22 protein-coding genes are annotated in these 24,131 nt (G+C 42.3%); 21 read left to right on the top strand and 1 reads right to left on the bottom strand.

The features are described 5' to 3' along the window. Positions 1-108 precede the first annotated feature (108 nt). Entirely contained in the window at positions 109-546 is a 438-nt protein-coding gene (locus B7714_RS01050; RefSeq protein WP_061428571.1) for a CoA-binding protein, read from the top strand. Between the two features lie 28 nt (positions 547-574). Here the strand turns inward: B7714_RS01050 and B7714_RS01045 are convergent, their stop codons facing one another. Beyond that, positions 575-1,585, bottom strand: a complete 1,011-nt coding sequence (locus tag B7714_RS01045; RefSeq protein WP_084859367.1) for a YeiH family protein — start codon at positions 1,583-1,585, stop codon at positions 575-577. 151 nt (positions 1,586-1,736) lie between these two features. Here B7714_RS01045 and B7714_RS01040 point away from each other — a divergent pair, with 151 nt between their 5' ends. From B7714_RS01040 to B7714_RS09940, 20 genes are all read left to right on the top strand, one after another. Next, positions 1,737-2,906 carry a pyridoxal phosphate-dependent aminotransferase gene (locus B7714_RS01040; RefSeq protein ID WP_084859365.1) on the top strand — a complete coding sequence of 390 codons (1,170 nt, stop codon included), beginning with the start codon at positions 1,737-1,739 and terminating at the stop codon, positions 2,904-2,906. Then, the gene (gene recO, locus B7714_RS01035) at positions 2,903-3,673 is read left to right on the top strand and encodes a DNA repair protein RecO (RefSeq protein ID WP_084859364.1); all 771 of its coding nucleotides are present in this window, start codon (positions 2,903-2,905) and stop codon (positions 3,671-3,673) included. The genes B7714_RS01040 and recO overlap by 4 nt, the downstream gene beginning before the upstream one ends. After that, positions 3,670-4,662: a phosphate acyltransferase PlsX gene (gene plsX, locus B7714_RS01030; RefSeq protein ID WP_084859362.1), complete on the top strand. Its 993-nt coding sequence runs from the start codon at positions 3,670-3,672 to the stop codon at positions 4,660-4,662. The genes recO and plsX overlap by 4 nt, the downstream gene beginning before the upstream one ends. 5 nt (positions 4,663-4,667) lie before the next feature. Continuing rightward, on the top strand, positions 4,668-4,904 hold the full coding sequence (locus B7714_RS01025) for an acyl carrier protein (RefSeq protein WP_000136435.1): 237 nt from the start codon (positions 4,668-4,670) through the stop codon (positions 4,902-4,904). Positions 4,905-5,348: 444 nt separating this feature from the next. After that, the gene (locus tag B7714_RS01020; protein ID WP_000180817.1) at positions 5,349-5,537 is read left to right on the top strand and encodes a class IIb bacteriocin, lactobin A/cerein 7B family; all 189 of its coding nucleotides are present in this window, start codon (positions 5,349-5,351) and stop codon (positions 5,535-5,537) included. A gap of 17 nt (positions 5,538-5,554) precedes the next feature. Beyond that, the gene (locus B7714_RS01015) at positions 5,555-5,722 is read left to right on the top strand and encodes a bacteriocin (protein WP_000415688.1); all 168 of its coding nucleotides are present in this window, start codon (positions 5,555-5,557) and stop codon (positions 5,720-5,722) included. 9 nt (positions 5,723-5,731) lie between these two features. Continuing rightward, positions 5,732-5,920, top strand: a complete 189-nt coding sequence (locus tag B7714_RS01010; RefSeq protein ID WP_049519176.1) for a hypothetical protein — start codon at positions 5,732-5,734, stop codon at positions 5,918-5,920. A gap of 593 nt (positions 5,921-6,513) precedes the next feature. Beyond that, the gene (gene comA / locus B7714_RS01000; protein ID WP_084859357.1) at positions 6,514-8,667 is read left to right on the top strand and encodes a peptide cleavage/export ABC transporter ComA; all 2,154 of its coding nucleotides are present in this window, start codon (positions 6,514-6,516) and stop codon (positions 8,665-8,667) included. A 12-nt stretch (positions 8,668-8,679) separates the two neighbouring features. Continuing rightward, positions 8,680-10,029: a competence pheromone export protein ComB gene (comB, locus tag B7714_RS00995; RefSeq protein ID WP_084859355.1), complete on the top strand. Its 1,350-nt coding sequence runs from the start codon at positions 8,680-8,682 to the stop codon at positions 10,027-10,029. A gap of 168 nt (positions 10,030-10,197) precedes the next feature. Continuing rightward, positions 10,198-10,956 (top strand): phosphoribosylaminoimidazolesuccinocarboxamide synthase, encoded by a 759-nt coding sequence (gene purC, locus B7714_RS00990; protein ID WP_162284786.1) that lies wholly within the window; start codon positions 10,198-10,200, stop codon positions 10,954-10,956. Positions 10,957-10,962: 6 nt separating this feature from the next. Beyond that, positions 10,963-14,688, top strand: a complete 3,726-nt coding sequence (locus tag B7714_RS00985; RefSeq protein WP_084859351.1) for a phosphoribosylformylglycinamidine synthase — start codon at positions 10,963-10,965, stop codon at positions 14,686-14,688. A 12-nt stretch (positions 14,689-14,700) separates the two neighbouring features. Further along, positions 14,701-16,143 carry an amidophosphoribosyltransferase gene (gene purF, locus B7714_RS00980; RefSeq protein WP_084859349.1) on the top strand — a complete coding sequence of 481 codons (1,443 nt, stop codon included), beginning with the start codon at positions 14,701-14,703 and terminating at the stop codon, positions 16,141-16,143. 43 nt (positions 16,144-16,186) lie between these two features. Then, positions 16,187-17,209 (top strand): phosphoribosylformylglycinamidine cyclo-ligase, encoded by a 1,023-nt coding sequence (gene purM, locus B7714_RS00975; RefSeq protein ID WP_084859347.1) that lies wholly within the window; start codon positions 16,187-16,189, stop codon positions 17,207-17,209. Beyond that, positions 17,206-17,751, top strand: a complete 546-nt coding sequence (gene purN, locus B7714_RS09770; protein ID WP_049479235.1) for a phosphoribosylglycinamide formyltransferase — start codon at positions 17,206-17,208, stop codon at positions 17,749-17,751. Before purM ends, purN begins: the two co-directional genes overlap by 4 nt. A gap of 15 nt (positions 17,752-17,766) precedes the next feature. Next, entirely contained in the window at positions 17,767-19,314 is a 1,548-nt protein-coding gene (purH, locus tag B7714_RS00970; RefSeq protein WP_049479234.1) for a bifunctional phosphoribosylaminoimidazolecarboxamide formyltransferase/IMP cyclohydrolase, read from the top strand. Between the two features lie 217 nt (positions 19,315-19,531). Further along, on the top strand, positions 19,532-20,365 hold the full coding sequence (locus B7714_RS00965) for a sce7726 family protein (protein ID WP_084859345.1): 834 nt from the start codon (positions 19,532-19,534) through the stop codon (positions 20,363-20,365). Positions 20,366-20,377: 12 nt separating this feature from the next. Continuing rightward, on the top strand, positions 20,378-21,325 hold the full coding sequence (locus B7714_RS00960) for a sce7725 family protein (RefSeq protein WP_084859343.1): 948 nt from the start codon (positions 20,378-20,380) through the stop codon (positions 21,323-21,325). Then, entirely contained in the window at positions 21,322-22,410 is a 1,089-nt protein-coding gene (locus B7714_RS00955) for an RES family NAD+ phosphorylase (protein WP_084859342.1), read from the top strand. Before B7714_RS00960 ends, B7714_RS00955 begins: the two co-directional genes overlap by 4 nt. A 217-nt stretch (positions 22,411-22,627) precedes the next feature. Beyond that, complete coding sequence (gene purD / locus B7714_RS00950; protein WP_084859340.1) at positions 22,628-23,890, top strand: phosphoribosylamine--glycine ligase; 1,263 nt, start codon at positions 22,628-22,630, stop codon at positions 23,888-23,890. A gap of 105 nt (positions 23,891-23,995) precedes the next feature. After that, positions 23,996-24,100, top strand: coding sequence for a phosphoribosylaminoimidazole carboxylase (locus tag B7714_RS09940; RefSeq protein ID WP_080980993.1), 105 nt, complete (start codon positions 23,996-23,998; stop codon positions 24,098-24,100). The last annotated feature ends 31 nt before the right edge of the window (positions 24,101-24,131 follow it).

The following is a 24,131-nucleotide window of genomic DNA, read 5'->3' as shown; positions in this document are numbered from 1 at the left end:
AATAGATTGTTCTCCTAGCAGGTTTCTTTTCTTGCTAGGAGATTTTTTGTAGTCAAAATCTGCAAGCCTTTTCAAAATATGCTATACTGATGGAAAAGGAGGATTTCTATGAGTCAAGAATTTATCAATCCAAGTGATGGTGTGGTACGTCAGTATCTTGCAACCAGTAAAACGTTAGCGGTAGTAGGCTTGTCCGATCGTGAAGAAACAACTAGCAATCGAGTGACCAAGGAAATGCAAGCTCGGGGCTATAAAATCATTCCAGTTAATCCCAAGGCTGCAGGTGGGGAAATCTTGGGAGAAAAGGCTTATGCGAGTCTAGAAGAGATTCCTTTTCCTGTGGACATTGTCAATGTATACCGACGGAGCGAGTTTTTACCAGATGTGGCGCGTGATTTTCTCAAGGCAGATGCTAAGATTTTTTGGGCACAACTGGGACTTGAAAATCTAGAAGCGGAAGAAATCTTACGTGCTGGAGGATGCGATGACATCGTGATGAATCGTTGTATTAAGAGAGAACATACTCGCTTAATTCTTGAGCAATAAAAAGGTAGCCATGGGCTACCTTTTTATTTTATAAAGCACCAATCAATGCTTGCATGCCAAGACTGGTGAGGATGATGGCAATCCAGCAAAGGGCTCCAAGAAGAATGGATTTACCGCTGGATTTGACCATGGCAATCAGATTGGTTTTGAGACCGATGGCACTCATGGCCATGATGATAAGGAATTTGGAGAGTTGTTTGAGAGGGGTGAAGAAGCTACTAGACACGCCGAGAGAGGTGAGAAGAGTCGTTAAGAGAGAGGCTAAGATGAAATAAAGGATAAAAAGTGGGAAGACTTTTTTTAGTTGGAAATCTTGGCTGTTTTTTTGCTGGCGACTTTGCCAGTAGGAGAGAAAGAGCGTGATGGGGATGATTGCTAAGGTGCGCGTGAGTTTGACAATAGTTGCAGACTCAAGGGTATTGGTCTGATAAAGACTGTCCCAGGAGCTGGCGGTAGCCGTTACAGAAGAAGTATCATTGACTGCAGTTCCTGCAAAGAGGGCGAAGCCATCATTGGATAGGTGAAGCCAGGTTCCTAGAGTTGGAAAGATAAGTGCTGCTAAGACATTGAAGAAAAAGATAACGGAGATGGCTTGGGCAACTTCTTTTTCCTTGGCATGGATAACGGGTGCTGTCGCAGCAATGGCAGAACCACCACAGATAGAAGAACCCACTCCAATCAAGGTAGCCAGTTTTGTGTCTAGCGCAAAGAAACGCTGGAAGAGGTAGGCAACGATTAAGGAAATCGAAATGGTGGAAAGGATGACGGGGAGTGAAGATTGTCCAACTGCGAAAACTTGCGAGATATTGAGACCAAAACCGAGTAAGATAACGGCATACTGGAGCAATTTTTTGGAACTAAAGGTCAAACCTGCGTCTAGTTGTTTGTAGGGTGAGAGCCAGGGGTGGAGGAGCATTCCTGCAAAAATTGCAAAGACAGGTGCACCCACGACCGGGAAAAATCCTCCCAGGAACCAAGATACGATAGAAATGAGAAGGCAGGCCAAGATTCCTGCTCCATTTTTTGATAAAAATGACATATAAACCTCCGAAAATAAGCACTTATTATTATAGTCCTGTCGAGAAGAAAAGTAAAACAGAAAGTGAAAAATGCGGATTTCAGATGGATTTTGCGGTCAGGAAGCTTTTGTAGTATAATAGTACTATGTTCTGTAAGCAAGGGGGATATCTATGGACTTAACCAAACGCTTTAATAAACAGTTAGACAAGATTCAAGTTTCCTTGATTCGCCAGTTTGACCAGGCCATTTCAGAGATTCCTGGGGTCTTGCGTTTGACCTTGGGGGAACCTGATTTTACAACGCCAGATCATATCAAGGAGGCAGCCAAGCGGGCGATTGACCAGAACCAATCCTACTATACAGGGATGAGTGGTTTACTGACCTTGCGCCAGGCTGCTAGCGACTTTGTAAAAGAAAAATACCAGCTAGATTATAATCCTGAAAATGAAATTTTAGTTACAATTGGGGCGACAGAGGCTTTATCTGCTACTTTGACGGCTATTTTGGAAGAGGGGGACAAGGTGCTCTTGCCAGCTCCTGCCTATCCAGGATATGAGCCGATTGTCAATCTAGTTGGGGCAGAGATTGTCGAGATTGATACAACTGAAAATGGTTTTGTCTTGACTCCTGAGATGTTGGAAAAGGCCATTCTGGAGCAAGGGGATAAACTCAAAGCAGTTATTCTCAACTATCCAGCCAATCCGACAGGAATTACCTATAGTCGGGAGCAGTTGGAAGCCTTGGCAGACGTTTTACGCAAGTATGAGATTTTTGTTATCTGTGATGAGGTTTACTCAGAATTAACCTATACAGGGGAAAATCATGTATCATTGGGAACTATGCTGAGAGACCAGGCTATTATTATCAATGGCTTGTCTAAATCGCATGCTATGACAGGTTGGCGTTTAGGCTTTATCTTTGCTCCTGCGGCCTTCACAGCTCAGTTGATCAAGAGTCACCAGTACTTGGTTACTGCTGCAAATACGATGGCTCAACATGCTGCGGTGGAGGCTTTGACGGCGGGTAAAAACGACGCGGAGCCTATGAAGAAGGAGTACATCCAGCGTCGTGATTATATTATCGAGAACATGACTGCTCTTGGTTTTGAGATTATCAAACCAGATGGGGCCTTCTATATCTTTGCTAAGATTCCAGCGGGCTACAATCAAGACTCCTTTGCTTTTCTGAAGGATTTTGCCTATAAGAAGGCCGTTGCCTTTATCCCTGGTGCAGCCTTTGGACGTTACGGAGAAGGCTATGTGCGTCTGTCTTATGCAGCCAGCATGGAAACGATCAGAGAGGCCATGAAACGACTTGAGGAGTACATGAGAGAAGCATGATTCAGTCTATCACGAGTCAAGGTCTCGTACTCTACAATCGTAACTTTCGTGAAGATGACAAGCTAGTCAAGATCTTTACCGAGCAAGCGGGCAAGCGTATGTTTTTCGTCAAACACGCTGGCCAGTCCAAACTAGCTCCGGTTATTCAGCCCTTGGTGTTGGCACGGTTTCTCTTACGAATCAATGATGACGGGCTTAGCTACATCGAGGACTACCATGAGGTGATGACCTTTCCTAAGATCAATAGTGACCTCTTTGTCATGGCTTATGCGACTTATGTTGCGGCTCTTGCAGATGCTAGTTTGCAGGATAATCAGCAGGATGCTCCCTTGTTTGCTTTCTTGAAGAAGACTCTGGAGTTGATGGAAGCAGGCATAGATTATCAGGTCTTAACCAATATTTTTGAAATTCAAATCTTGACTCGATTTGGAATCAGCCTTAATTTTAATGAGTGTGTCTTTTGCCATCGGTTTGGTCAGGCCTTTGACTTTTCTTTCAAATATGGAGCCTGCCTCTGTCCAGACCATTACCATGAGGACGAGAAACGTTGCCATCTGAATCCCAACATTCCTTATCTGCTCAATCAATTTCAAGCCATTGATTTTGAAACCTTGGAGACCATTTCGCTTAAGGCAGAAATCAAGCAAGAGCTACGCCAATTTATGGATCAACTCTACGAAGAGTACGTTGGAATTCACCTAAAATCAAAGAAATTTATTGATTCCCTAGCAGACTGGGGACAATTACTAAAAGAGGAAGACAAATGAAAAAAATCGCAGTAGATGCTATGGGGGGCGATTACGCACCTCAAGCCATCGTTGAGGGTGTCAATCAAGCCCTTGCTGACTTTTCAGATATTGAGATTCAACTCTATGGAGATGAAAGCAAAATCAAGCAATATCTAACAGCGACAGAGCGCGTTAGCATCATCCATACGGATGAGAAAATTGACTCAGATGATGAGCCGACAAAAGCTATCCGTAAGAAGAAAAATGCCAGCATGGTATTGGCAGCTAAGGCTGTTAAAGAGGGAGAAGCAGACGCTGTCCTCTCAGCTGGGAACACAGGTGCCTTGTTGGCTGCAGGATTCTTCATTGTGGGTCGTATCAAGAACATCGATCGTCCAGGACTCATGTCGACCTTGCCGACCATTGATGGAAAAGGGTTTGACATGCTAGACCTTGGAGCCAATGCAGAAAATACAGCCCATCATCTGCACCAATACGCTGTCCTAGGTTCCTTCTATGCGAAAAATGTTCGTGGAATTTCGAAACCACGTATTGGTTTGCTCAACAATGGAACAGAAAGCAGCAAGGGAGATCCGCTTCGTAAGGAAACATACGACTTGCTAGTAGCTGATCAAAGTTTGAACTTTGTCGGAAACGTGGAAGCGCGTGATCTGATGAATGGCGTTGCGGATGTTGTCGTAACAGATGGTTTCACGGGAAACGCTGTTCTCAAATCCATTGAAGGTACAGCTTTGGGAATCATGGGATTACTTAAAAATGCTATTACGGGTGGTGGCTTTCGAGCGAAGCTAGGTGCTCTACTTCTTAAGGATAGTCTTAGGGGGTTGAAGACACAGCTTAACTATTCAGATGTTGGAGGAGCAGTTTTGTTTGGTGTTAAGGCGCCAGTTGTAAAAACTCATGGCTCAAGTGATGCCAAGGCTGTGTACAGTACGATTCGTCAGATTCGTACCATGCTAGAAACAGACGTAGTTGCTCAGACTGCGCGTGAATTTTCAGGAGAATAAAAAAGATGACAGAAAAAGAAATTTTTGACCGTATTGTAACCATTATCCAAGAGCGACAGGGAGAAGACTTTGCCGTAACAGAGGCCTTAAGTTTGAAAGACGATCTAGATGCGGACTCAGTGGATTTGATGGAGTTTGTCTTGACACTAGAAGATGAATTTGGTATCGAAATCACTGATGAGGAAATCGATCAACTTCAAAGTGTAGCGGATGTAGTAGCAATTATTAAAGATAAAAAATAGCCAAAAGCAACATGCAAGTCATGTTGTTTTTTTATTTGCGGAAAAAAGAGAAACTTTTAGTAGAAATTGCGAATAAAGAGATGAGAAAGAAAAAGGAGGAACGTTTATGTATGTGACCGGTTTTTATCCATGGTTTATTAAGTGGTTTTTAAAATAAAAATGAATGAATTGTTCATTTTCGAATTGTTTTGCGAATGGATAAGTGAGGAGAAAAGAAAGGAGACTACGCGATGTATTTACCAATCTTATTGCCATGGTTTATCAAATGGTATTTGAAATAAATGAAATTTATCTGCTCATTTTAAATCACTTCTCGAATAGATAAGTGAGAAGAAAAGGAAGGAGAGAAAAAATGATTTCAGTTATTTTTCCAATCTGGTTTTTAAAATGGTTTAAAGCCTAGAAACTGTAAACTAAAAAAAATAAAAATAAAGGAGAAAAAAGATGACAAACTTTGACAAAATGGAACAAAACTTTGTAGCTCTTACAGAAGAAGAGTTGATGGATGTGGATGGGGGAGCATGGCCGATTGTAGCTTGGGTGATTGCTAATCCTGTGACAGCAGCTAAAATTGCTGGTGGAATTACTGCAGTAGGAATTGCAGGTTATAATTATGTGACGGGTAGATGGTAATAGAAGGAGGAGATGATATGGAAAAATCTATTTTAGAATTTGAAACAATGACTGATACGGACTTGCAGGAAATTCAAGGGGGAGCCTTTCCCCTTCTTATCCCTGTGGCAGTCGGTTTTGTAAAAGGATTTGTATATACAGGTGGAGCTATTTTAACAACTCGAGCACTCTTTTCAGGTAAATAGGAGTCTGCTATGAAAAAAATCTTATTAGGATTTGCTGAGGGGTATTTTGTCGTATCGATCATTCTTTATATCGCAACGTATATGATTATGAAAAATCCGATCAATACCCTGTTTTATCCAGAAACCTATCCAATTCTGCTTGGTCTGTTTTATGTAGGATACAAGTACAAAACAAAAGAAAGTACGATTGGGAATTGATGGACCATCAGATTAGAGTTTGGGATGAAAGTTGTTCAATTACTAGGAAAAACTTGGCCAGAGACCACTGTATTATTTAGCTCGATAGCTTATCTAATTATTAGAATCATGGCCGATATAAACAAGATACATCTACCTACATGGTTTGAATCTTTTGATATACCTACGATTTCCTTGTTTTTAGTGGTATTTATTTTATTGTATCGGGGCCAAGGAGAAAGAAAAGGAGAATAGAACGAATAGGATTGTAAAATATGTTCTACTATTCACTTTTCTATTTTTAATGAATATTTCCATCTTTACGATTCTAGCAACTCTTGGATTTCAGCTAACAATGAGTGAAAGTAGTTATATGGTACTCCCGGTGTTTGCGTTTATCGTTTTATACGCCATTCACAAAAGAAGTGGGAAAGGTAAGAAATCTGTGTAATTGAATGTTCTAGGCAGGACTCTTGTTCTGCCTATTTTCTTTGGTAAAAGTGCTGTTCAGGTGAGGATATTGTTTTTTCAGAAATAATTCCCTTATTTCTTCCTTGTTTGGTTAAAATAATCTTACAAATTTATAAAGAGATTGTTAGAAAAAGGAGAAGGATATGAAATTTGGGAAAAGGCACTATCGTCCCCAGGTGGATCAGATGGATTGTGGCGTGGCTTCCTTGGCCATGGTATTTGGCTACTATGGTAGTTATTACTCCTTGGCTTATCTACGAGAACTAGCTAAGACGACTATGGATGGGACGACTGCTTTGGGTCTTGTAAAAGTGGCAGAGGAAATTGGTTTTGAAACGCGGGCTATCAAGGCGGATATGACGCTCTTTGATCTGCCTGATTTGACCTTTCCTTTTGTAGCCCATGTGCTCAAGGAAGGGAAATTGCTCCACTACTATGTGGTGATAGGTCAGGATAAAAAGCACATTCATATCGCTGATCCGGATCCTGGTGTCAAGCTGACTAAGATTTCCCGTGAGCGATTTGCGCAAGAATGGACAGGAGTCAGTCTCTTTATGGCTCCGTCTCCAGACTATAAACCTCATAAGGAGAAAAAACAGGGGCTCCTATCCTTCTTGCCAATCTTACTCAAACAGCGTGGATTGATTGCTAATATCGTCCTAGCGACTTTGTTGGTGACTTTGATCAATATCGTGGGTTCCTATTATCTCCAGTCTATCATTGACAGTTACGTACCAGATCAGATGCGTTCGACCTTGGGCATTATCTCAATAGGACTAGTCATCGTCTATATTCTCCAGCAGATTTTGTCCTATGCGCAAGAATACCTCTTACTTGTTCTGGGTCAACGGTTGTCCATCGATGTGATTTTGTCCTACATCAAGCATGTTTTTCACCTGCCAATGTCCTTTTTTGCGACACGCAGGACAGGAGAAATCGTGTCTCGTTTTACGGACGCTAACAGTATCATCGACGCGCTAGCTTCGACCATTCTGTCGATTTTCCTAGATGTGTCGACGATTTTGATTATCTCGCTTGTCTTGTTTTCACAAAATATGACGCTCTTTTTCATTAGTTTACTTGCGCTTCCCATCTATACAGTGATTATCTTTGCTTTTATGAAGCCTTTTGAAAAGATGAATCGGGACACTATGGAAGCCAATGCGGTTCTGTCTTCTTCTATCATCGAGGACATCAACGGTATTGAGACCATTAAATCTTTGACCAGTGAGAGTTCGCGCTATCAAAAGATTGACAAGGAATTTGTGGCTTATCTGAAAAAATCTTTTACCTATAGTCGGGCAGAAAGCCAGCAAAAGGCTCTGAAAAAAGTTGCCCAGCTCCTGCTCAATGTTGCTGTTCTCTGGATGGGAGCAGTTCTTGTCATGGATGGGAAAATGAGTTTGGGCCAGCTGATTACCTATAATACCTTGCTTGTTTATTTTACCAATCCTTTGGAAAATATCATCAACCTGCAAACCAAGCTTCAGACAGCGCAGGTTGCTAATAATCGCTTAAATGAGGTGTATCTAGTAGCTTCGGAGTTTGAGGAGAAGAAAACAGTCGAAGATTTGAGCATGATGAAGGGGGATATGACCTTTAAGCAGGTTCACTATAAGTATGGCTATGGTCGTGATGTCTTGTCGGATATCAATTTGACCATTCCGCAAGGGTCTAAGATGGCTTTTGTGGGGATTTCAGGGTCAGGAAAGACCACCTTGGCCAAGATAATGGTTAATTTTTACGACCCAAGTCAGGGAGAGATTAGTCTGGGTGGTGTCAATCTCAATCAGATTGATAAAAAAGCCTTGCGCCAGTATATCAACTATCTACCTCAACAGCCCTATGTCTTTAACGGAACGATTTTGGAGAATCTGCTCCTTGGGGCCAAGGAGGGAACGACTCAGGAAGACATCTTACGAGCAGTTGAGTTAGCTGAGATTCGGGAGGATATCGAGCGGATGCCGCTGAATTATCAGACAGAATTAACTTCAGATGGGGCAGGTATTTCTGGTGGGCAACGGCAGAGAATCGCTCTGGCGCGTGCTCTCTTGACGGATGCACCTGTCTTGATCTTGGACGAGGCGACTAGCAGTTTGGATATTTTGACAGAAAAGCGGATTGTGGATAATCTCATGGCTTTAGACAAGACCTTGATTTTCATCGCCCACCGTTTGACCATTGCTGAGCGGACAGAGAAGGTTGTTGTTTTGAATCAGGGCAAAATTGTCGAAGAAGGTACCCATGCAGACTTGCTTGCACAGAATGGCTTTTACGCCCATTTGGTGAATAGCTAGAAAGAGGAGAAGATGAAACCAGAATTTTTAGAAAGTGCGGAGTTTTATAATCGTCGTTACCATAATTTTTCCAGTCGGGTGATTTTACCTATGTCGCTTCTGCTCGTGTTTCTGTTAGGATTTGCAGTTTTTGCAGAGAAGGAAATTAGTTTGTCTACCAGAGCCACTGTCGAGCCTAGTCGAATCATTGCCAACATCCAGTCGACTAGTAATCAACGTATTGTGGCCAATTATCTCGAAGAGAACAAGTTGGTCAAGCAAGGGGAACTACTCGTTGAGTACCAGCAAGGGGCGGAGGCTGTCCAGGTTGAGGCATATGCCAGTCAATTGGAGATGCTAAAGGATCAAAAAAAGCAGTTGGGGTATTTGCAATCTAGTTTGAAAGAGGGGAGTGATCAATTTCCAGAGGCGGATAAGTTTGGTTACCAGGAGATGTTTCGAGATTATATCAGCCAAGCGAATGGTCTAAGAAGTAATGTTTCTCAGCAAAATGCTAACATCTCCTCGCAGAATGCAGCAGCAAGTCAGAGTCAGGCTGAGATTGGCAATCTTATCAGCCAAACAGAGGAAAAAATCCGAGACTACAAAACAGCTAAATCAGCGATTGAAAAAGGAGATCAACTGGATAGTCAGAATCCAGCCTACTCTTTTTACCAAACCTATAAAAACCAAGGTGAAGAAGATCCGCAAGCTAAATCGCAAGTTATTGCGCAAGTGGATGCACAAATTGCCCAACTAGAGTCTAGTTTAGCTACCTATCGTGTACAATATGCGGGTTCTGGAGCTCAACAGGCCCACGCAACGGGACTGGATAGTCAACTGGAATCACTCAAATCTCAGCACTTAGTTAAAGTCGGTCAGGAATTAACTCTTCTAGATCAGAAAATTTTGGAGGCGGAATCAGGTAAGAAAGTCCAAGGAGGTTTGCTGGACAAGGGGAAAATTACAGCAAGTGAGGATGGGGTGCTTCACCTTAATCCTGAGACCAGTGAATCTACGATGGTTGCAGAAGGGAGCCTGCTCGCTCAACTCTACCCAGCCTTGGAAAAAGAAGGTAAAACTAAACTCACGGCTTATCTTAGTTCAAAAGATGTTGCAAGGCTCAAGGTCGGTGATTCTGTTCGTTTCACTACAAGCAAGGATGCCAATAAAGAACTCGTTCTTGTTTCTGCGATTACGAATATTGATGCGACAGCTACCAAGACTGAAAAGGGCAATTTCTTTAAAATAGAGGCGGAGACCAGTCTGACTCCTGAACAGGCAGAAAGTCTTCGCTATGGTTCAGAAGGGCGTTTGACGCTAATCACAGGGAAGAAAAGCTATTTGCGCTATTATTGGGATCAATTTTTGAACAGAGAATAATGTTCGTCTTTTTTCGAGATAACTGATTGAAAAACTGTAAGACAAAGGTGTTTTGCAGTTTTTTCTTTACGCAACAAGCGCTATTTTGTTAATGGTTCGTAAAAATCTTGAATTTTTGTTTGTTTTGTGGTAGAATGTGCTCAAGTAATACGAAAGGCGAACTTTAAAATGTCAAAAAAATTGATCTATTCGGGAAAAGCCAAGGATATCTATACAACTGAGGATGAAAATCTCATTATTTCAACTTACAAGGACCAGGCGACTGCTTTCAATGGTGTCAAGAAGGAGCAGATTGCGGGTAAAGGAGTCTTGAATAATCAGATTTCATCTTTTATTTTTGAAAAGTTAAATGCTGCTGGTGTAGCGACTCACTTTGTGGATAAGCTTTCAGATACAGAGCAACTCAATAAAAAGGTGGAGATTATTCCTTTGGAAGTTGTGCTTCGCAACTATACGGCTGGTTCCTTTTCAAAACGTTTTGGCGTAGAAGAAGGTATCGCATTTGAGACTCCGATTGTCGAATTTTACTATAAAAATGATGATTTGGATGATCCCTTTATCAATGACGAGCATGTGAAATTCCTTAAAATTGCGGATGACCAGCAGATTGCCTACTTGAAGGAAGAAACGCGTCGTATCAATGAGCTCTTGAAAGCCTGGTTTGCTGAGATTGGTCTTAAATTGATTGACTTTAAGCTAGAGTTCGGTTTTGATAAGGATGGTAAGATTATCTTGGCAGACGAATTTTCGCCAGATAACTGCCGTTTGTGGGATGCAGATGGCAACCACATGGACAAGGATGTTTTCCGTAGAGGACTCGGAGAATTGACAGATGTTTATGAGATTGTCTGGGAAAAGTTGCAAGGTTTAAAAATAACACCTTCAAGGTCATTTGTGAACATTGCAAGAGCTGAAATAAAGGAATAAGAATTGATGAATAAACGTATTTTTGTTGAGAAAAAGGCTGATTTTCAGGTCAAGTCAGAGAGTTTGGTGAGAGAGCTCCAGCACAACTTGGGACTTTCAACTTTGAAAAGTATTCGCATCGTGCAAGTTTATGATGTCTTTGACTTGGCAGAGAATTTGTTTGCGCCTGCAGAAAAACATATCTTCTCTGAGCAGGTGACAGACCATGTCTTGGATGAAGCGGCTGTGCAGGCTGATCTTGTCAATTATGCATTCTTTGCCATTGAAAGTTTGCCAGGACAGTTTGACCAGCGTGCAGCTTCTTCACAGGAAGCCTTGCTTTTGCTTGGTAGCTCAAGTGATGTAACGGTTAATACGGCTCAACTTTACTTGGTTAATAAAGATATTGATGCGACTGAGTTGGAAGCGGTCAAGAACTACCTGCTCAATCCAGTGGATTCACGTTTCAAGGACATCACGGCAGGGATTGCTAAGCAGGAATTTTCAGAGTCAGACAAGACCATTCCAAAATTGACCTTCTTTGAAAGCTATACATCGGAAGACTTTGCCCGCTACAAGGCTGAGCAAGGGATGGCTATGGAAGTGGATGATTTGCTCTTTATCCAAAACTATTTCAAGTCAATCGGGCGTGTGCCGACGGAAACAGAGCTCAAGGTTTTGGACACTTACTGGTCTGACCACTGCCGTCACACGACTTTTGAGACAGAGTTGAAACAGATTGATTTCTCAGCTTCTAAGTTCCAAAAACAATTGCAGGCGACCTATGATAAATATATCGCTATGCGCGAGGAATTAGGCCGTTCTGAAAAACCACAAACCTTGATGGATATGGCGACTATTTTCGGTCGTTATGAGCGTGCTAATGGACGTTTGGATGACATGGAAGTGTCAGACGAAATCAATGCCTGCTCGGTTGAAATCGAAGTGGACGTTGATGGTGTCAAGGAACCTTGGCTCCTCATGTTTAAAAATGAAACCCACAACCACCCAACGGAGATTGAGCCATTTGGTGGAGCGGCTACTTGTATCGGTGGCGCCATTCGTGACCCGTTGTCAGGCCGTTCATACGTTTACCAAGCTATGCGTATCTCAGGTGCTGGAGATATTACAGCACCGATTTCAGAAACTCGCGCTGGTAAATTGCCGCAACAAGTTATTTCGAAAACAGCGGCTCATGGTTATTCTTCATATGGGAACCAAATTGGTCTTGCAACGACTTACGTTCGTGAATATTTCCACCCAGGCTTTGTAGCTAAACGCATGGAGCTTGGTGCAGTTGTCGGTGCAGCTCCCAAGGGCAACGTTGTCCGTGAAAAACCGGAAGCGGGGGATGTCATTATCCTTCTCGGTGGTAAGACTGGACGTGATGGTGTTGGTGGTGCGACAGGTTCTTCTAAGGTTCAAACAGTTGAATCGGTTGAAACAGCTGGTGCTGAGGTTCAAAAAGGGAATGCCATTGAAGAACGCAAGATTCAACGTCTTTTCCGTAATGGCGATGTCACTCGTCTCATCAAGAAGTCCAACGACTTTGGAGCAGGTGGTGTCTGTGTAGCTATTGGTGAATTGGCAGACGGTCTGGAAATCGACCTCAACAAAGTGCCTCTTAAATACCAAGGCCTGAATGGCACAGAAATTGCTATCTCTGAATCACAAGAACGGATGGCAGTTGTGGTGCGTCCTGAAGACGTAGATACCTTCGTTGCGGAATGTAATAAAGAAAATATTGATGCTGTTGTGGTTGCGACAGTGACTGAAAAACCAAATCTAGTTATGCACTGGAATGGTGAAACGATTGTTGACTTGGAACGTCGTTTCCTTGATACCAATGGTGTGCGTGTCGTTGTCGATGCCAAGGTTGTGGACAAGGATGTCAAGCTCCCAGAAGAGCGCAAGACAAGCGCTGAAGCCCTTGAAGCTGATACTCTTGCAGTCTTGGCTGACCTTAACCATGCGAGTCAAAAAGGCTTGCAGACCATCTTTGATAGCTCGGTTGGTCGTTCAACGGTCAATCACCCACTTGGTGGTCGCTATCAACTCACACCAACTGAAGCTTCTGTTCAGAAATTGCCAGTTCAACACGGAGTAACTCATACTGCGTCTGTTATGGCCCAAGGATTTAACCCTTATGTGGCAGAATGGTCTCCATATCATGGCGCTGCTTATGCGGTTATCGAAGCGACTGCTCGTTTGGTGGCTACTGGTGCCAACTGGTCCAAGGCTCGTTTCTCTTATCAAGAATACTTCGAGCGGATGGACAAGCAAGCAGAGCGTTTTGGTCAGCCAGTAGCAGCTCTCCTAGGTTCTATCGAAGCACAAATCCAGCTTGGCTTGCCATCTATCGGTGGTAAGGATTCTATGTCTGGTACTTTTGAAGAATTGACTGTACCGCCAACCTTGGTTGCCTTTGGGGTGACGACGGCAGATAGCCGTAAGGTCCTCTCTCCTGAGTTCAAGACTGCTGGTGAAAACATCTACTACATCCCAGGTCAAGCTCTAGCACAAGAGATTGACTTTGATCTTATCAAGTCTAATTTTGCTCAATTTGAAGCCATCCAAGCTGAACACAAAGTAACATCTGCATCAGCTGTTAAATATGGTGGTGTCCTTGAAAGCTTGGCTCTTGCTACCTTTGGGAACCATATCGGTGCAGAGGTGAACTTGCCTGAACTTGAGACAGCTTTGACAGCTCAATTGGGCGGATTTGTCTTCACATCTCCTGAAGAAATCGCTGGAGTGAAGAAAATCGGTCAAACAAGCATAGACTTTACACTGATTGTCAACGGTGTGAAGCTAGATGGACAGAAACTTGACAGTGCCTTCCAAGGAAAACTGGAAGAAGTTTACCCAACTGAATTTGCCCAAGCTAAAGAATTGGCTGAAGTGCCAGCTGTCGCTTCTAACGCAGTCATAAAAGCCAAAGAAACTATTGAAAAACCGGTGGTTTACATCCCAGTATTCCCAGGAACCAACTCAGAATATGATTCAGCAAAAGCTTTTGAAAAAGAAGGTGCAGAAGTCAACTTGGTGCCATTCGTGACCTTGAATGAAGAAGAAATTGTCAAGTCAGTTGAAACTATGGTTGACAATATCGGCAAGGCTAATATCCTTTTCTTCGCGGGTGGTTTCTCAGCTGCGGATGAGCCGGATGGATCAGCTAAGTTTATCGTCAACATCCTGCTCAATGAAAAAGTGCGTGCTGCGATTGATAGTTTTATCGCTCGTGGTGGCTTGATTATTGGTATCTGTAATGGGTTCCAAGCCTTGGTCAAATCAGGTCTTCTTCCATACGGAAACTTCGAGGATGCAAGCAGCACTAGTCCAACCCTCTTCTACAATGATGCCAACCAGCACGTAGCTAAGATGGTGGAAACGCGAATTGCCAATACCAACTCACCATGGTTGGCTGGAGTACAAGTGGACGATATCCATGCCATCCCAGTATCGCACGGTGAAGGGAAGTTTGTCGTGACAGCTGAGGAATTCGCAGAGCTTCGTGACAATGGTCAAATCTTTAGCCAATACGTTGACTTTGAAGGTAAACCAAGCATGGATTCTAAGTACAATCCGAATGGTTCGGTAAATGCCATCGAAGGAATTACCAGCAAGAATGGTCAAATCATCGGTAAGATGGGACACTCAGAACGTTATGAAGACGGTCTTTTCCAAAACATCCCAGGAAATAAAGACCAGCACCTGTTCGCGTCGGCTGTGCGTTATTTCACAGGGAAATAAAAGGTATAAAAAATGACATACGAAGTAAAATCTCTTAATGAAGAATGTGGTGTTTTCGGTATCTGGGGACATCCAGATGCTGCTAAATTGACCTATTTTGGTCTCCATAGTCTTCAGCACCGTGGTCAGGAGGGGGCAGGAATCCTCTCAAATGATCAGGGACAATTGAAGCGTCATCGTGATATGGGGCTTTTATCAGAAGTCTTCAAAAATCCAGCTAATTTGGATAAATTGACTGGTACGAGCGCGATTGGGCATGTTCGTTATGCGACGGCTGGCGAAGCTTCTGTAGATAATATCCAGCCCTTCCTTTTTCGCTTTCATGATATGCAGTTTGGACTTGCTCACAATGGAAATCTGACCAATGCCGAATCGCTCAAGAAAGAATTGGAACAAAGAGGAGCTATTTTCAGTTCAACTTCGGACTCGGAAATCTTGGCTCACCTCATTCGTCGGAGTCACAATCCGAACTTGATGGGCAAAATCAAGGAGGCGCTCAGCCTTGTCAAAGGTGGCTTTGCTTATATCCTGCTGTTTGAGGATAAGTTGATTGCTGCGCTTGATCCTAATGGCTTCCGTCCGCTTTCTATCGGAAAAATGGCCAACGGAGCGGTGGTGGTTTCGTCTGAAACCTGTGCCTTTGAAGTCATCGGTGCTGAGTGGATTCGCGATGTAAAACCAGGGGAAATTGTAATCGTGGATGACAATGGGATTCAGTATGATAGCTATACGAATGATACCCAGTTGGCGATTTGCTCTATGGAGTATATCTACTTTGCCCGTCCTGACTCTAACATCCATGGGGTCAATGTCCATACAGCTCGCAAACGTATGGGGGCCCAATTGGCGCGTGAATTCAAGCATGAAGCGGATATTGTTGTTGGTGTACCAAATTCCTCGCTGAGCGCAGCTATGGGATTTGCAGAAGAATCTGGTCTACCAAATGAAATGGGTCTGATCAAAAACCAATACACCCAACGTACCTTTATCCAACCGACTCAAGAATTGCGTGAGCAAGGGGTGCGGATGAAGCTATCAGCCGTTTCTGGTGTTGTCAAAGGTAAACGTGTGGTGATGATTGATGATTCCATTGTTCGTGGGACAACCTCTCGCCGTATCGTTCAGCTTTTGAAAGAAGCAGGTGCGTCCGAGGTTCACGTTGCTATTGGGAGCCCTGCGCTAGCTTATCCATGTTTCTATGGAATTGATATCCAGACGCGTCAGGAGTTGATTGCGGCCAATCATACGGTAGAAGAAACCTGCCAAATCATTGGTGCGGATAGCCTGACCTATCTTTCGATTGATGGCTTGATTGATTCTATCGGCATCGAAACAGATGCGCCGAACGGTGGTCTTTGTGTCGCTTACTTTGACGGCGACTACCCAACTCCTCTCTACGATTATGAGGAAGAATATCGTAGAAGCTTGGGGGATAAGACCAGTTTTTACAAATAGACGGATAAAGGCTCTCCATTAAAGGAAAGGAAGAGGAAAAAAGATGACAAATAAAAATGCTTATGCGCAATCCGGTGTGGATGTTGAAGCGGGTTATGAAGTTGTTGAACGAATCAAAAAGCACGTGGCTCGTACGGAGCGTGCGGGTGTTATGGGAGCTCTTGGTGGTTTCGGTGGCATGTTTGACCTTTCAAAAACTGGTATCAAAGAACCCGTCTTGATTTCAGGGACTGACGGTGTCGGGACCAAGCTCATGTTGGCCATCAAGTATGATAAGCATGATACGATTGGGCAAGACTGTGTGGCCATGTGTGTCAACGATATTATCGCTGCAGGTGCGGAGCCTCTTTACTTCCTTGACTACGTCGCGACAGGGAAGAATGAACCAGCTAAACTAGAACAAGTGGTTGCTGGTGTGGCTGAAGGTTGTGTGAAGGCAGGCGCTGCCCTCATCGGTGGGGAAACGGCTGAGATGCCTGGTATGTACAGCGAAGATGACTACGACTTGGCTGGTTTTGCAGTCGGTGTGGCTGAAAAATCTCAAATTATAGACGGCTCAAAGGTGTCTGAAGGCGATGTTCTTCTCGGACTTGCCTCAAGTGGGATTCACTCAAATGGTTACTCTCTCGTTCGTCGTGTTTTTGCGGACTACACAGGTGAGGAAGTCTTGCCGGAATTGGAAGGCAAGAAACTCAAGGAAGTCCTTCTTGAGCCGACTCGTATCTATGTCAAAGCTGTCTTGCCACTCATCAAGGAAGAGTTAGTCAACGGCATTGCCCACATCACAGGTGGCGGCTTTATCGAGAATGTTCCTCGTATGTTTGCGGCTGACCTAGCTGCGGAAATTGAAGAAGACAAGGTTCCAGTCCTTCCTATTTTCAAAGCTCTTGAAAAATACGGTGAAATCAAGCATGAAGAAATGTTTGAAATCTTCAATATGGGTGTGGGACTCATGCTGGCAGTTAGCCCTGAAAATGTAGGTCGCGTCAAGGAATTGCTGGATGAACCAGTCTATGAAATTGGTCGCATCGTCAAGAAAGAAAACGAAAGTGTCATCATCAAATGAAAAAAATAGCGGTTTTTGCCTCTGGTAATGGCTCAAATTTTCAGGTGATTGCTGAAGAATTTCCGGTGGAGTTTGTCTTTTCAGACCATCGTGACGCCTATGTGCTAGAGCGTGCAGAAAAGCTCGGCGTCCTGTCCTATGCTTTTGAACTCAAAGAGTTTGAGAACAAGGCGGACTACGAAGCTGCTCTTGTCGAGCTCTTGGAAGAACACCAGATTGACTTGGTTTGCCTCGCTGGCTACATGAAAATCGTTGGGCCAACCTTACTTGGAGCCTATGAGGGGCGTATTATCAATATCCATCCAGCCTACCTGCCCGAATTTCCAGGAGCTCATGGGATTGAGGATGCTTGGAATGCTGGGGTTGCTGAGAGCGGCGTGACCATTCACTGGGTGGACTCTGGTGTGGATACAGGAAAGGTTATCAAGCAAGTCCGTGTGCCACGTCTAGCTGATGATACCATCGAAAGCTTTGAAGCTCGTATTCATGAGGTAGAGTACAAGTTGTATCCAGAGGTTATTAGAGAATTGTTGGATAAGTAAATGAAAGGAAATAACATGACTAAACGCGCCTTAATCAGCGTCTCAGACAAAGCGGGCATTGTTGAATTTGCCCAAGAACTCAAAAAACTGGGTTGGGATATCATCTCGACAGGTGGAACCAAGGTTGCCCTTGACAATGCAGGGGTTGAGACCATTGCCATCGATGATGTGACGGGCTTCCCAGAGATGATGGATGGCCGTGTTAAGACCCTCCATCCAAATATTCACGGTGGACTTTTGGCTCGTCGTGACTTGGATCGCCATTTGGAAGCGGCTAAGGACAATCAGATCGAGCTCATTGACCTTGTAGTGGTCAACCTCTATCCTTTCAAGGAAACCATTCTCAAACCAGATGTGACTTATGCGGATGCCGTTGAAAATATCGATATCGGTGGGCCATCAATGCTTCGTTCAGCAGCGAAGAACCACGCCAGCGTGACAGTTGTGGTAGACCCTGCTGACTATGCTGTGGTTTTGGATGAATTGTCAGCCAAGGGCGAAACTACTTACGAAACTCGCCAACGGTTGGCAGCAAAAGTATTCCGTCACACAGCGGCTTACGATGCCTTGATTGCAGAGTATTTTACAGCTCAGGTCGGCGAAAGCAAACCTGAAAAACTCACTTTAACCTATGACCTCAAACAAGCTATGCGCTATGGGGAAAATCCTCAACAGGATGCGGACTTCTACCAAAAAGCCTTGCCGACTGACTACTCGATTGCTTCAGCGAAACAGCTTAACGGTAAGGAATTGTCCTTCAACAATATCCGTGATGCGGATGCAGCTATCCGTATTATCCGTGATTTTAAAGACCGTCCAACCGTTGTGGCTCTCAAACACATGAACCCATGTGGAATTGGTCAAGCTGACGACATCGAGACTGCTTGGGACTATGCTTATGAGTCTGACCCAGTGTCTATCTTTGGTGGAATTGTCGTCCTTAACCGTGAGGTGGATGCTGCGACTGCTGAGAAGATGCACGGCGTTTTCCTCGAGATCATCATCGCACCGAGCTATACGGATGAAGCGCTAGCCATTTTGACCAACAAAAAGAAAAACTTGCGTATCCTTGCCTTGCCATTCGACGCTCAAGATGCTAGTGAGGTAGAGGCAGAATACACAGGCGTGGTTGGTGGACTTCTGGTACAAAACCAAGACGTGGTCAAGGAAAGCCCAGCTGACTGGCAAGTGGTGACCAAGCGCCAGCCAACCGAGACAGAAGCGACTGCTCTTGAATTTGCTTGGAAGGCTATCAAGTATGTGAAATCAAACGGGATCATCGTGACGAATGACCACATGACACTTGGCGTTGGCCCAGGTCAAACCAACCGTGTGGCTTCAGTCCGTATCGCTATTGACCAAGCTAAAGACCGCCTTGACGGCGCTGTGCTTGCTTCCGATGCCTTCTTCCCGTTTGCAGATAACGTGGAAGAAATCGCCAAAGCAGGTATCAAAGCCATCATCCAACCAGGTGGATCTGTCCGTGACCAAGAATCCATTGAAGCTGCGGACAAATACGGCTTGACTATGGTCTTCACAGGAGTAAGACATTTTAGACATTAAGAAGACAAAAGGGAAGAAAACAGTTTCTTTCCTTTTTTTGAAATTAAGTAATAGATTAATAAAAAATTATGAGAAGCGAAACTTGTTGGTAGGTTAGAAAAACATCATAATTTTAGAATAAAGGTAGGTGATAAATAAAGTTATGATAAATCGTGTTAGAAGTAGATATTTTTGATATAATGAATGTTAGAAGGGCGAAATTAAGGAGGGGATTAATTTGGAAATTAAAAAAAATTATTTAATAAATAGATTTTTTTCCAGAAATACTATAAAAAACCTCGTACAAAATAAAAAAGATCCAATTTTTGAGTGTGTATCGCAGCATCATAAATTAGGTAATAATTTGTCTATAATTCAAAATACTTATATGAAACTCTCTCAATCGTATAGAAATGAATATTTTTATAAAAATACGTTGTTAAATAAATTATTATTAGGGGTACATAGTATAAATACTACTACTGCTTTGACTGAAATACCTGTTGGAAATGCAAAACCAGATTTTATTTTAATAAATGGAAAAGCTGTGGTATATGAAATCAAAACTGAATTTGACAATTTTGACAGGTTAGAAAATCAAATCACAGAATACTATAGAGCATTTAATCACGTTGCAATTGTTACTCATGAAAAAAATGTAAATTTAGCTTTGGAGAAGATTAGGTTGTTAAAAAAACCTGTAGGTCTTTATGTGCTCCAAAGAAACAGCAAAATTAAAACAATAATTAAACCAGAGAAGTACAATACTGATTTAGATAGGGAAATAATTTTTAAAATACTTCGTAAGGGGGAATATGAAAATATTATTGAGAAACATTTTAATTCGTTACCAGATGTGTCTCAATTTGAGTATTATGACGTTTGTAAATTATTAACCAAAAAGATTCCATTGGAACAGTTTTATTCGGATTTTCTTATGGAATTGAAGAAGAGGAATTCAATAGATAAAGATTTATTTGCAGATGTTCCTTATGAACTTAAATTTTTGGTGTATTTCATGAATTTTAAACCTAAGGATTTTAAGGCATTAAAGCAATTTTTAGATGAATAAAGGAGTATTTATATGTATTTTCCATATTTGAGAGGAAGGCAGTATGAGTTAATTGCTCTTAGAGAATTGTTAGAAAATAATAAATTAGGAAGCGCTGTAATTCCAATTATTGAACCGGTAAGATTATCTCCTACACTGGTAAGTACTTTGGAGGGTTTTAAAGATAAGAGGCAGAAATGTTCCATTGTAATGAATCCAGGTGTAGGATCTTTTTTGGAGGAATATAGCGATTTTTCTAAAAGTAATCTTGCTACTCGATTGGATAGTTTGATTGATGAAAGTGAGAATTTTTATTATGTTTCGTTGATGAGTAAGGATTATAGTTTAGAAGATAATTTTAAGTCTATTGCGGATATTGGCAAACAAATAACAGTATGTAAGAAGCCCGATGATTTACAAGGATATAGTAAAAATTATATGGATCAAGAGACGGCGTATAATTTTATTTCAGAAATAGGAAGACTAAAAAGAGAAGTTCAGGGAAATAAAGTCAAGATTATTGACAATTTTGTTAAATTAGCAAGAAATACAGATTATTCAGACAAAGATGATGAATTCTTCTCAGATGATCATAAATATTTTATAGAAGATGAATATAAGGGATTTTCTGACTATTCCATTGTAGGGGAGGAGTATAGTGAATCAGGCTTTGCTCCTTATGCTGTTGCTATCCACATCGTTTATTTTGATTCTGATGAAAATCTAAGAATTCACCATTTTGTATCAGAAACAAACCAAGATCCAACAAACCCAGCTGGTAAGTTTAAGGAAGCACTTGAAAAATTAATTACATTTGTCAATGAGGGCCGAGTGGAAAGAACGCTGGCGATAAATGAATTTGAAAAATTGTATAAAACGGGTTCTTATCCAGGTCTTGGAACAGTAAAGAAATTGTCCATTATGCATCATATTGAATTGGTTAGTAAGTATCTTGACCGGAGCAGTGGAGACAGTGAATGAAAATTTGTAAAGATTGTTCTGCAGATGAGATTCTTAAAAACGAAGTTAATATAGCTGAAAGGCAAGCTAGCTGTGATATTTGTTCAAATAATAATGTTTGTGTTTATGATACACAGTATGACGACTATTTAATTCCATTTTTGAGCTCTCTCGTTTCCATTTTTTCTCCAGTAGATAAAATAGAAAATTTCCCAGTTGGGCAAGAAACGCTTCTAAAAACAGAAATAGCTGCAAATTGGAATATATTTACTACTAAAGATGAGTTCAAGATTCACCAAATGATTTCTGAGATTTGTAAAAATCTATTCGAAGAAAGTCCTGAATTGTTAACACACCCTGTTGGAGTAAAGCAGATGTATGACCCAATCTATTTACAAGAACATTCATTGTTCAGTAAGAGTTGGGAACTCTTTGTTGATGATATTAAATATAACAACCGTTTTCATTCAAATCAAATTAATAAATGTATTTTAAAAAAGTATTGTGAAGCGATCCAAAAGACTTATTCAGAAGGAGAACAATTCTATAGGTGTAGGATTTCAAAGGACGGGAAACAATTTGAATCAGAAGATATAGGAGCGCCACCTAAAGGTAAATCTGCTGACGGAAGGGCTAATTCTAAAGGAGTTGCTGTGCTTTATTTAGGTGATTCAGAAACGACAACAATACATGAAACAAGAACAGGGCTATATGACCATGTATGTATTGGAACTTTTAAGTTAAATTCCTCCATAACGGTCATTGATTTTAAAAAAATAAATGAAATTAGCCCTTTTCAAGATGGAATTATTGATGATATTGCTGAATTAGCGATTAATAAAAAACATCTAGAAAAGATCGATTCTGAGATGGGGAGAGTAATGAGAAAGTCTGATGACATTCTAGATTATATACCTACTCAATACATAGCTGATTTTGTGAAATCTCTAACCAAACCAATTTCTGGAGAATTAATTTATCAAGGAATTGAATTTCGTAGCGTTATGAATCCCGAAGGGTTCAATTTAGCTATATTTACGCCAGATTGTTTTGAGGTAACTGATATAAGGATGAAACGAATAAATCATATTTCTTATAGCTGGTAAGTTTAATACCTGACGAAGCTTTTCTACATGTTTTAGAAATATTCCGTACTCAATACCGCCTTGTTTTATAATGAGGCGGTATTGAGTGTTTAAAGACTAAAAATGGAATAGGCTCAGTAAGTTTACTCGATGTTGTATTTTTCTCGCAAATATAATTAGATTAAAACGAACGTTTATGATATAATGCTAGTAAATAATTCGCAAAAGAGGTTGAGAGATGAAGCTGTTAGTTGTTGGCTCGGGTGGTCGTGAACATGCGATTGCAAAGAAGTTGCTTGAATCAAAAGACGTTGAAAATGTCTTTGTAGCTCCTGGAAATGACGGGATGACTCTGGATGGTCTGGAATTAGTGAATATCTCTATTTCCGAACATTCTAAGTTAATTGAGTTTGCAAAGGCCAACGATATTGCTTGGACCTTCATCGGGCCAGATGATGCCCTTGCTGCTGGTATCGTGGATGATTTTAACAAAGCTGGGCTCAAGGCTTTTGGTCCGACTAGGGCTGCAGCGGAGCTGGAGTGGTCCAAGGATTTTGCTAAGGAAATCATGGTTAAATACGGTGTTCCGACAGCAGCCTATGGCACATTTTCAGATTTCGAGGAGGCCAAGGCTTATATCGAGGAGAAAGGTGCTCCTATCGTAGTCAAGGCAGACGGTTTGGCCCTTGGGAAAGGTGTCGTCGTTGCGGAGACAGTCGAGCAAGCGGTCGAAGCCGCTCATGAGATGCTTTTGGACAATAAGTTCGGTGACTCAGGCGCGCGTGTGGTCATCGAGGAATTCCTTGATGGGGAAGAGTTCTCCCTCTTTGCCTTTGTCAATGGGGACAAGTTCTACATCATGCCAACGGCTCAGGACCATAAACGTGCCTATGATGGCGACAAGGGCCCTAACACGGGTGGTATGGGAGCTTATGCGCCAGTTCCTCACTTGCTACAGAGCGTGGTTGACACAGCAGTGGAGACTATTGTCAAGCCGGTTCTTGAAGGGATGATCAAAGAAGGTCGTCCGTATCTTGGTGTCCTTTACGCGGGGCTTATCTTGACAGTAGACGGACCTAAGGTTATCGAGTTCAACGCTCGGTTCGGAGATCCAGAAACTCAGATTATCCTGCCTCGTCTGACCTCCGATTTTGCACAAAATATCACGGATATCCTCGATAGCAAGGAGCCGAACATCACTTGGACGGATAAGGGTGTGACTCTGGGCGTGGTTGTCGCATCCAAGGGCTACCCGCTAGACTACGAAAAGGGTGTCAAGTTGCCAGCCAAAACCGATGGCGACATCATCACCTACTACGCAGGGGCTAAGTTTGCGGAAAATAGCAGAGCATTGCTATCAAATGGCGGACGTGTCTATATGCTCGTCACCACAGCAGACACCGTCAAAGACGCCCAAGATACCATCTATCAAGAACTCTCCCAACAAAACACAGAAGGTCTCTTTTACCGAACAGATATCGGAAGCAAGGCTATTAAGTAAAGATATAAGAATAACGCGACGAAGTCGCCAAATACGCTAATGGTCGTTTGATTTGCGAGCATTAGCGAGCTGATATAGAGCAATCACCGCCGTTGTGAAAGAACGATTGCTTATAAGCCAATCGTTCAGGGAAATCGGAAGACTTTGGGCTTCCGATTTAGGCACGAGACACCTTTGGTGGCTGCTGCCGTCCCTCACAACTTAAGGTGATTGAAAAAAGAAAGGAAAGAAAAGGAATATT

The sequence above is a fragment of the Streptococcus oralis subsp. oralis genome (assembly GCF_002096595.1).
In the GTDB taxonomy this organism is placed as follows: domain Bacteria; phylum Bacillota; class Bacilli; order Lactobacillales; family Streptococcaceae; genus Streptococcus; species Streptococcus oralis_D.
This window is presented reverse-complemented; position numbering and strand designations above follow the sequence as displayed.

Coding starts and splice junctions, on each gene's coding strand:
- purN (WP_049479235.1), top strand. CDS start 17,206: ATGAAAAAAATAGCGGTTTTTGCCTCTGGTAATGGCTCAAATTTTCAG.
- comB (WP_084859355.1), top strand. CDS start 8,680: ATGAAACCAGAATTTTTAGAAAGTGCGGAGTTTTATAATCGTCGTTAC.
- B7714_RS01040 (WP_084859365.1), top strand. CDS start 1,737: ATGGACTTAACCAAACGCTTTAATAAACAGTTAGACAAGATTCAAGTT.
- B7714_RS00960 (WP_084859343.1), top strand. CDS start 20,378: ATGTATTTTCCATATTTGAGAGGAAGGCAGTATGAGTTAATTGCTCTT.
- purH (WP_049479234.1), top strand. CDS start 17,767: ATGACTAAACGCGCCTTAATCAGCGTCTCAGACAAAGCGGGCATTGTT.
- B7714_RS01025 (WP_000136435.1), top strand. CDS start 4,668: ATGACAGAAAAAGAAATTTTTGACCGTATTGTAACCATTATCCAAGAG.
- B7714_RS00955 (WP_084859342.1), top strand. CDS start 21,322: ATGAAAATTTGTAAAGATTGTTCTGCAGATGAGATTCTTAAAAACGAA.
- purM (WP_084859347.1), top strand. CDS start 16,187: ATGACAAATAAAAATGCTTATGCGCAATCCGGTGTGGATGTTGAAGCG.
- purC (WP_162284786.1), top strand. CDS start 10,198: ATGTCAAAAAAATTGATCTATTCGGGAAAAGCCAAGGATATCTATACA.
- comA (WP_084859357.1), top strand. CDS start 6,514: ATGAAATTTGGGAAAAGGCACTATCGTCCCCAGGTGGATCAGATGGAT.
- B7714_RS01045 (WP_084859367.1), bottom strand. CDS start 1,585: ATGTCATTTTTATCAAAAAATGGAGCAGGAATCTTGGCCTGCCTTCTC.
- B7714_RS01020 (WP_000180817.1), top strand. CDS start 5,349: ATGACAAACTTTGACAAAATGGAACAAAACTTTGTAGCTCTTACAGAA.
- B7714_RS01015 (WP_000415688.1), top strand. CDS start 5,555: ATGGAAAAATCTATTTTAGAATTTGAAACAATGACTGATACGGACTTG.
- purF (WP_084859349.1), top strand. CDS start 14,701: ATGACATACGAAGTAAAATCTCTTAATGAAGAATGTGGTGTTTTCGGT.
- plsX (WP_084859362.1), top strand. CDS start 3,670: ATGAAAAAAATCGCAGTAGATGCTATGGGGGGCGATTACGCACCTCAA.
- B7714_RS01010 (WP_049519176.1), top strand. CDS start 5,732: ATGAAAAAAATCTTATTAGGATTTGCTGAGGGGTATTTTGTCGTATCG.
- B7714_RS00985 (WP_084859351.1), top strand. CDS start 10,963: ATGAATAAACGTATTTTTGTTGAGAAAAAGGCTGATTTTCAGGTCAAG.
- recO (WP_084859364.1), top strand. CDS start 2,903: ATGATTCAGTCTATCACGAGTCAAGGTCTCGTACTCTACAATCGTAAC.
- purD (WP_084859340.1), top strand. CDS start 22,628: ATGAAGCTGTTAGTTGTTGGCTCGGGTGGTCGTGAACATGCGATTGCA.
- B7714_RS01050 (WP_061428571.1), top strand. CDS start 109: ATGAGTCAAGAATTTATCAATCCAAGTGATGGTGTGGTACGTCAGTAT.